Source organism: Pseudomonas sp. yb_9 (assembly GCF_043103635.1).
In the GTDB taxonomy this organism is placed as follows: Bacteria; Pseudomonadota; Gammaproteobacteria; order Pseudomonadales; family Pseudomonadaceae; genus Aquipseudomonas; species Aquipseudomonas monteilii.
This window is the reverse complement of the sequence record NZ_JBICKA010000064.1, coordinates 1-5,743: the sequence shown is the minus strand read 5'-3', so window position 1 is coordinate 5,743 and position 5,743 is coordinate 1. Positions and strand designations below refer to the sequence as shown.

5 protein-coding genes are annotated in these 5,743 nt (G+C 62.6%); 3 read left to right on the top strand and 2 right to left on the bottom strand.

Annotation, left to right across the window (positions count from 1 at the left end; all coding sequences use genetic code 11):
* Nucleotides 1-349: hypothetical protein (locus tag ACF8MI_RS18030; RefSeq protein WP_392517648.1), on the top strand; the 349-nt coding region annotated here is incomplete at its 5' end.
* A gap of 195 nt (nt 350-544) precedes the next feature.
* Here the strand turns inward: ACF8MI_RS18030 and ACF8MI_RS18025 are convergent.
* Complete coding sequence (locus tag ACF8MI_RS18025) at nt 545-1,450, bottom strand: DUF4214 domain-containing protein (protein ID WP_392517646.1); 906 nt, start codon at nt 1,448-1,450, stop codon at nt 545-547.
* 358 nt (nt 1,451-1,808) lie between these two features.
* Here ACF8MI_RS18025 and ACF8MI_RS18020 point away from each other — a divergent pair, with 358 nt between their 5' ends.
* Nucleotides 1,809-3,227, top strand: coding sequence for a mannose-1-phosphate guanylyltransferase/mannose-6-phosphate isomerase (locus tag ACF8MI_RS18020; RefSeq protein ID WP_200929548.1), 1,419 nt, complete (start codon nt 1,809-1,811; stop codon nt 3,225-3,227).
* 137 nt (nt 3,228-3,364) lie between these two features.
* Here the strand turns inward: ACF8MI_RS18020 and ACF8MI_RS18015 are convergent, their stop codons facing one another.
* Nucleotides 3,365-4,504 carry a glycosyltransferase family 1 protein gene (locus tag ACF8MI_RS18015; RefSeq protein WP_200929547.1) on the bottom strand — a complete coding sequence of 380 codons (1,140 nt, stop codon included), beginning with the start codon at nt 4,502-4,504 and terminating at the stop codon, nt 3,365-3,367.
* A gap of 289 nt (nt 4,505-4,793) precedes the next feature.
* Between ACF8MI_RS18015 and ACF8MI_RS18010 the strand changes: the two genes are divergently transcribed.
* Nucleotides 4,794-5,729 (top strand): trypsin-like serine protease, encoded by a 936-nt coding sequence (locus ACF8MI_RS18010; protein WP_234430008.1) that lies wholly within the window; start codon nt 4,794-4,796, stop codon nt 5,727-5,729.
* Nucleotides 5,730-5,743 lie beyond the last annotated feature (14 nt).

The window sequence follows — 5,743 nt, the reverse complement described above, 5'->3', positions numbered from 1 at the left end:
TGTCATCACGCTTATCAATACCTTGGTTCAAAGCAACCAGGCGATTGCTAGCAATGTCTTCCAGTCAGGCAATGACAATCTGCAGTTCTCGCTGGCAGAGCTGACAGGGACAGGGTTTCAAAATTATGGCCTTTCGGGCCCCGAAACCATTACTTCTGACCAGATCAATATTGAACTGGTTGTCGCGGCTGGAGCGACTGCCAGCAGCACCGGAGCGGCATTCCTGTTCGACACCCTTACTCACGTGCTCAGTTACGATAAAGATGGTGACGGTGGTGCGGTTGCCGTTCCACTGCTTACCCTTAACGGTGTAAGTACGCTGTCGGTGGATGACTTTGTGATTGCTTGATCCTGCTCCGCGCTATAAAAAACCGATCCTTGATGGATCGGTTTTTTATGGAGCCTATACAGGCTGGCTGTAGTAGCAACGATGCTTGCGAACGAGCCAGTAGTACCTGCATTCGCTGCGCATAGCCTGTAGATTTAGCGAGCAAGCTCGCCCGCCCCCCCAGTCCTTAACTTGAGCAGTCTCATTCCTGGGGCATCACACCAGCCACAACCCGCCATTCAGATCGGCGGCGGCGTTGTTCATGTTTTCCGCACTCTCGGAAAACGACACCAGCATCTCGCTGGCGGTCATGCCCTGGGCCATGGAATCTTCCCAGTACTTGAACCCGCCTTCATCGGCGTCGCGATGCAGCACGTGTTGGTAGAAGCTGTTGATGATGGATTTGTTGTCGGTGGCCGGGGTGAGTTGCTTGAACTCGGCACTGTCGACGAAGCCTTTGGCCACTTGCTGCAAGGTCGCGCTGTTGTCCAGGTCGTTGATCCAGTATTTCAGCCCGCCCGCGTCCGGCTTGCGGTCGAAGGCTGCCTGGTACAGACGGTAGGCGGAGCCGGCGTTCTGGCCTTGGCCGACGTCCAGGGCCAGGGTCGAGCCGTCGCCGAAGTTGGCCCTTTCGATATTGACCAGCGTGTCGGTCTTGCCCGGCATCTGCAGTACGTAGCCGCCGTCGGCCGCCGTGGCGGTGACGTTCGCGCGGCCGTTGCTGTAGGCGACGGTGTCCAGGCCTGCACCGCCGTCGAAATGGTCATTGCCGGCGCCTCCGGTCAGCACGTCATTGCCATCCGAGCCGATCAGGGTGTCGTTGCCCTTGAGTACTTCGGTAAGTGCGCCCTTGAAGTCGAAGTTGTTGATGTACCCGGCCATGGTCAGGGCATCGCTGTTCAGGTCGGTGACTTCGTAATACAGGCCGTTCTGGTAGGCGACCGTGGAAGTCAGGGTGCCGCCGCTCAAGTCGTCATTGCTGTATTGGAAGGTGCCGAAATAATCCTGGGTTCTTACCCCATCGGTGGCCCTGATATGCGTGCTGTCGGCGATGGGAAATTCGCCATCCCAGGCCTGCAGCGTGGTCATATTGATGGGTTGATGAAGTTTCAGCGTGGCCATGGATCGTCCTTAATGCTGTAACGCGTGAACCAGGCCGTTGTATCGAAATCGACACAATGGCGTAAGAAAACGCGACGTTGGACTCAAGCATGGATCCAATGTTCCCGCCGTTCGTCATGGTGGGCGCAGCGGCGCAGGGCGGCTCGTTCACCTTGCTCGCGAATGGCTTCCACACCGTGGCAGGTCTTTTCGCGAGCAAGCCCGCGCCTTCACCGGGCCACCACGCAGGCCCCCCCTCAAGGCCAGAAATCCCCGCCCCCAGGCCCTGAACAGCCCGCCGACTGTTATTGCATCCCCCTGGCAGCCCCCGGATAATGCGGCGCTTCGCATGCCTGCGTGCTATCAGAATGGAGTATCTATGTTCACCCCCGTAATCCTGGCTGGTGGTAGCGGTTCGCGTCTGTGGCCGCTGTCGCGGCAGAGCTTTCCCAAGCAGTTTCTGACGCTGGACGGCCAGGACCAGGGAACCATGTTCCAGCGCACCCTGGCGCGCCTGGACGGCCTGGAGCACGCACCGGCCCTGGTGGTGAGCAACGAGAACCACCGCTTCATCGTCGCCGAGCAGCTGCGCGTGGCGCAGATCACCAGCCAGTGCATCATCCTCGAGCCGTTGGCCCGCAACACCGCGCCGGCCATCGCCCTGGCGGCGCTGCAGGCCATTGCCGACGGCAGCGACCCGGTGCTGCTGGTGCTGGCCGCCGACCACCACATTCATGACGAGCAGGCCTTCCGCGCCGCCGTGCAGGTCGCCCAGGCCCATGCCGAGGCTGGCCGCCTGGTGACCTTCGGCATTACCCCGACCCACGCGGAAACCGGTTTCGGCTACATCCAGTGTGGCCAGGCCATCGAGCAGGGCGGCTTCGCCATCGCGGCGTTCAAGGAAAAGCCGTCGCCGGAGCTGGCCGCCGAATACCTGGCCTCGGGCGCCTACCTGTGGAACAGCGGCATGTTCATGTTCCGCGCCTCGAAGTTCATCGCCGAGCTGCAACGTCACCGCCCGGACATCCTCAGTGCCTGCCGCGTGGCCCTGCAGCAGGCGCAGGTCGACAGCTATTTCACCCATGTACCGGCCGAGCAGTTCGCGCTGTGCGACGACGAGTCGGTGGACTACGCGGTGATGGAGCACACCGATGCCGGCCTGGTGGTGCCGCTGAATGCCGGCTGGAACGACCTGGGCAGCTGGGCGGCGATCTGGGACGTCGGCCCGCATGACGAAAACGCCAACCGTCTGGAAGGCGACGTGCTGGCCATCGACACCAAGGACTGCCTGGTGCAGTCGCATCACCGCCTGGTGGCCACCGTGGGCGTCGAGGACCTGATCGTCATCGAGACCAAGGACGCCGTACTGGTTGCCAACAAGCACGACAGCCAGCAGGTCAAGGAAGTGGTCAAGCGCCTGCAGAACGAGGCGCGGCCGGAGTTCGTCACCCATCCGCTGGTCAACCGTCCATGGGGTCACTACGACACCATCGACATGGGCGACCGCTACCAGGTCAAGCGTATCTTCGTGCGCCCGGGCGAGTGCCTGTCGCTGCAGATGCACTACCACCGCGCCGAGCACTGGATCGTGGTGTCCGGTACCGCCAGAGTGATCTGCGACGACCAGGAACTGATCCTCTCCGAGAACCAGTCGACCTACATCCCTCTGGGCGTCAAGCACTCGCTGTCCAACCCCGGCAAGGTGCCGCTGGAACTGATCGAAGTGCAGTCCGGCTCGTACCTGGGCGAAGACGACATCGTACGTTTCGAAGACCGTTACGGGCGTCTGGCCAAGTAAGCCCTTGGCAGGCCCGGCAGCTCTTCAGGTGCCGGGCCTGCCGGGAATCGACAGGGGCTTTAGGCGCATACAGGCCTGTCAGGCATTCTCGGACTTTGCTGGAGCGACCTAACTGGCCAGTATCGGCTTCATCCGCTTCAGCCGCGCACCTGGCGGTAGATCTCCAGGGTCTGCCGCGCGCATTCCTTCCAGGTGTACTGGTGCGCACGCTCCAGGCCCAGGCGAACCTTCTCGTCACGCAACGCATCCTGCTCCAGCAACGCCTGCATGGCACTGCTGATGCTGTCCACGTCGTAGGGGTCCACGGCCCAGCTGGCATCGCCGGCGACTTCCGGTACCGAGGTGCTGTTGGACGCCAGCACCGGGCACTGCGCGGCGAAGGCTTCGATCACCGGCAGGCCGAAGCCTTCGTACAGCGACGGGAAGGTCAGGGCGGCGGCGCTCTGCAGCAGGGCCATCACTTCGTCTTGCGGCAGGTAGCTGAGCCAGCGACCTTCGCCCTGCTGTTGCAGGGCGGCCAACTGTGGCAGCAGCTCTTCGTTGTTCCAGCCGTCGCGGCCGACGATCACCAGCGGGTGCTCCTGGCGCACGGTGGCGGGCAGTTGCTTGAAGGCCTGGAGGATGCGCGGCAGGTTCTTGCGTGGCTGCAGGGTGCCGACGAACAGGAAGAAGCCGGGTTTCAGGCCATGCTTGTCGAGCACCGCCTGCTTGTGCGCCGCGTCGATACGCTCGAAATACACCGGCTCTACGCCCAGCGGCGTGACGCTGATGCGCGACGGGGCGATGCCCAGGTGCTCGACCATGTCCTGCTTGCTGTATTCGGAGATGGTGATGATGTGGTCGGCCTTGCGGATCGCGGTCTTGAACAGCCAGCTCTTGAGGCTGCGCAGGTCGTTCTTGATCCATTCCGGGTGCAGCATCGGGATCACGTCCATCACCGTGGCCACGGTCGGCACGCCGGCGATGCGCGGAATATAATGGTCCGTGGCATGGAACAGCTCGACTTCGCCGGCGATGGCCCGGGAGTTGGCCAGGGGCAGCTTGAGAATGCCGCTGAGCAGGGCATGCACCGGGAAGCGTTCGGCCAGCTGGCGCGGCGTACCGCAGGCCATGTGCGGCAGGTCACGGCCGAAGGCGTAGGGGATGAGCTGGTCGCCGGTCTGCTGGGTGAGGTCGTTCAGGCCACCCCACAGGGCGCGCGAATAGGTACCGATGCCATCCAGGTGGCCGGCGCGTTCGCCGCCTGCCCAGACCGTACAACTCAAGCCAATCTTCATTCTGTGATCTATCTCGGTTCAATAAAGGGCCGGGCTTCAGGCATGAAGCGCCGGCGGGCATCCAGGCCGTTCAGATTCCTGCCGGCAGGTGTGCGCAACAAGGGCGCAGAGCCTAACACGACAGGGGGATCATGGCATGGCGCAAGGCGTCGGGATCTGACCCGGCACATGCCCTGGCGTTCGGTGGCGGGCCAAATAAATAATGGCGTATTGATTCCAAATCCGACGGACGACCCTTAATCGTGTTGTCGCGCCGCCGACACAATGCAGGTAAGCCATCACCCGGTACATGCTCATGGTTTCCACGGTCACCTCCTATGCCGATTCACGCAACAAGGCTGCGCCAGGTCAGGGATATGACGGCGTCGTAAAGGTTTCCACAGGAGGTGTCTATGGAACGGGCGTGTTGCTCTACGGCGGCCAGGCGATCCTGACCGCGGCGCATCTGTTCAAGAACGGCAGCGCGCCGAGCACCGTGACCTTCGAGACCAGCGCCGGGGTCAAGACCCTCACATCGAGCAAGGCCACGATCCTGCCGGGCTATGACGCCAGCAGCCTGAACAACGACCTGGCCATCGTCTGGCTCAATGGCCATGCGCCGGTCACCGCCCAGCGCTACGACATCTACCGGGCCAGCGACGAGATTGGCCAAGCCATGACCTTCGTCGGTTATGGCAAGCCGGGCACCGGTGCGGCGGGAACGTCCAGCAGCTACTCAGGGGCGCCGATCCGTCAGAAGGCCAGCAACACGTTCGATGCCGATGCCTCGGCTCTCAAGGCCAAGGCGGGTGCGATCATGCCCTGGGCACCCAAACCCGGTACCCAGTTGATCGCCGACTTCGACAATGGCAGCAGTGCCCAGGACGCCCTGGGGCGTTTCCTCAACCTCAAGCACACCGGACTGGGGCAGAGCGAGGGCATACTCAGCAGCGGTGACAGCGGTGGCCCGGCGTTCATCGGTGGCAAGGTGGCCGGTATCGCCGCCTGGAGAAGCTGCGCGGCAAGTTGGTCGAAGTGCTGGAAGCCGCCTGGCGGATGGATAACCCGCCGGCGCAAGTGCCCTATGCGGAACAGAAACGCATCCGCCAGGAGGTCGACCGGCTGCTCGACAGCGACACCTGGCGACACTTCCTGTGGGCAGGCCAGCGCAAGGTCGACCGGATTGCGGTGGCCGATTACCTGCGCTCGCTGGAGCATTCCGACGAGCGGTAAGTCGTTTTTGTAAGCAGTCCGATACAG

What these genes read in the sequence shown, in the direction of transcription:
- ACF8MI_RS18025 (WP_392517646.1), bottom strand. Translation starts at nt 1,450, where the DNA reads ATGGCCACGCTGAAACTTCATCAACCCATCAATATGACCACGCTGCAG.
- ACF8MI_RS18020 (WP_200929548.1), top strand. Translation starts at nt 1,809, where the DNA reads ATGTTCACCCCCGTAATCCTGGCTGGTGGTAGCGGTTCGCGTCTGTGG.
- ACF8MI_RS18015 (WP_200929547.1), bottom strand. Translation starts at nt 4,504, where the DNA reads ATGAAGATTGGCTTGAGTTGTACGGTCTGGGCAGGCGGCGAACGCGCC.
- ACF8MI_RS18010 (WP_234430008.1), top strand. Translation starts at nt 4,794, where the DNA reads ATGCTCATGGTTTCCACGGTCACCTCCTATGCCGATTCACGCAACAAG.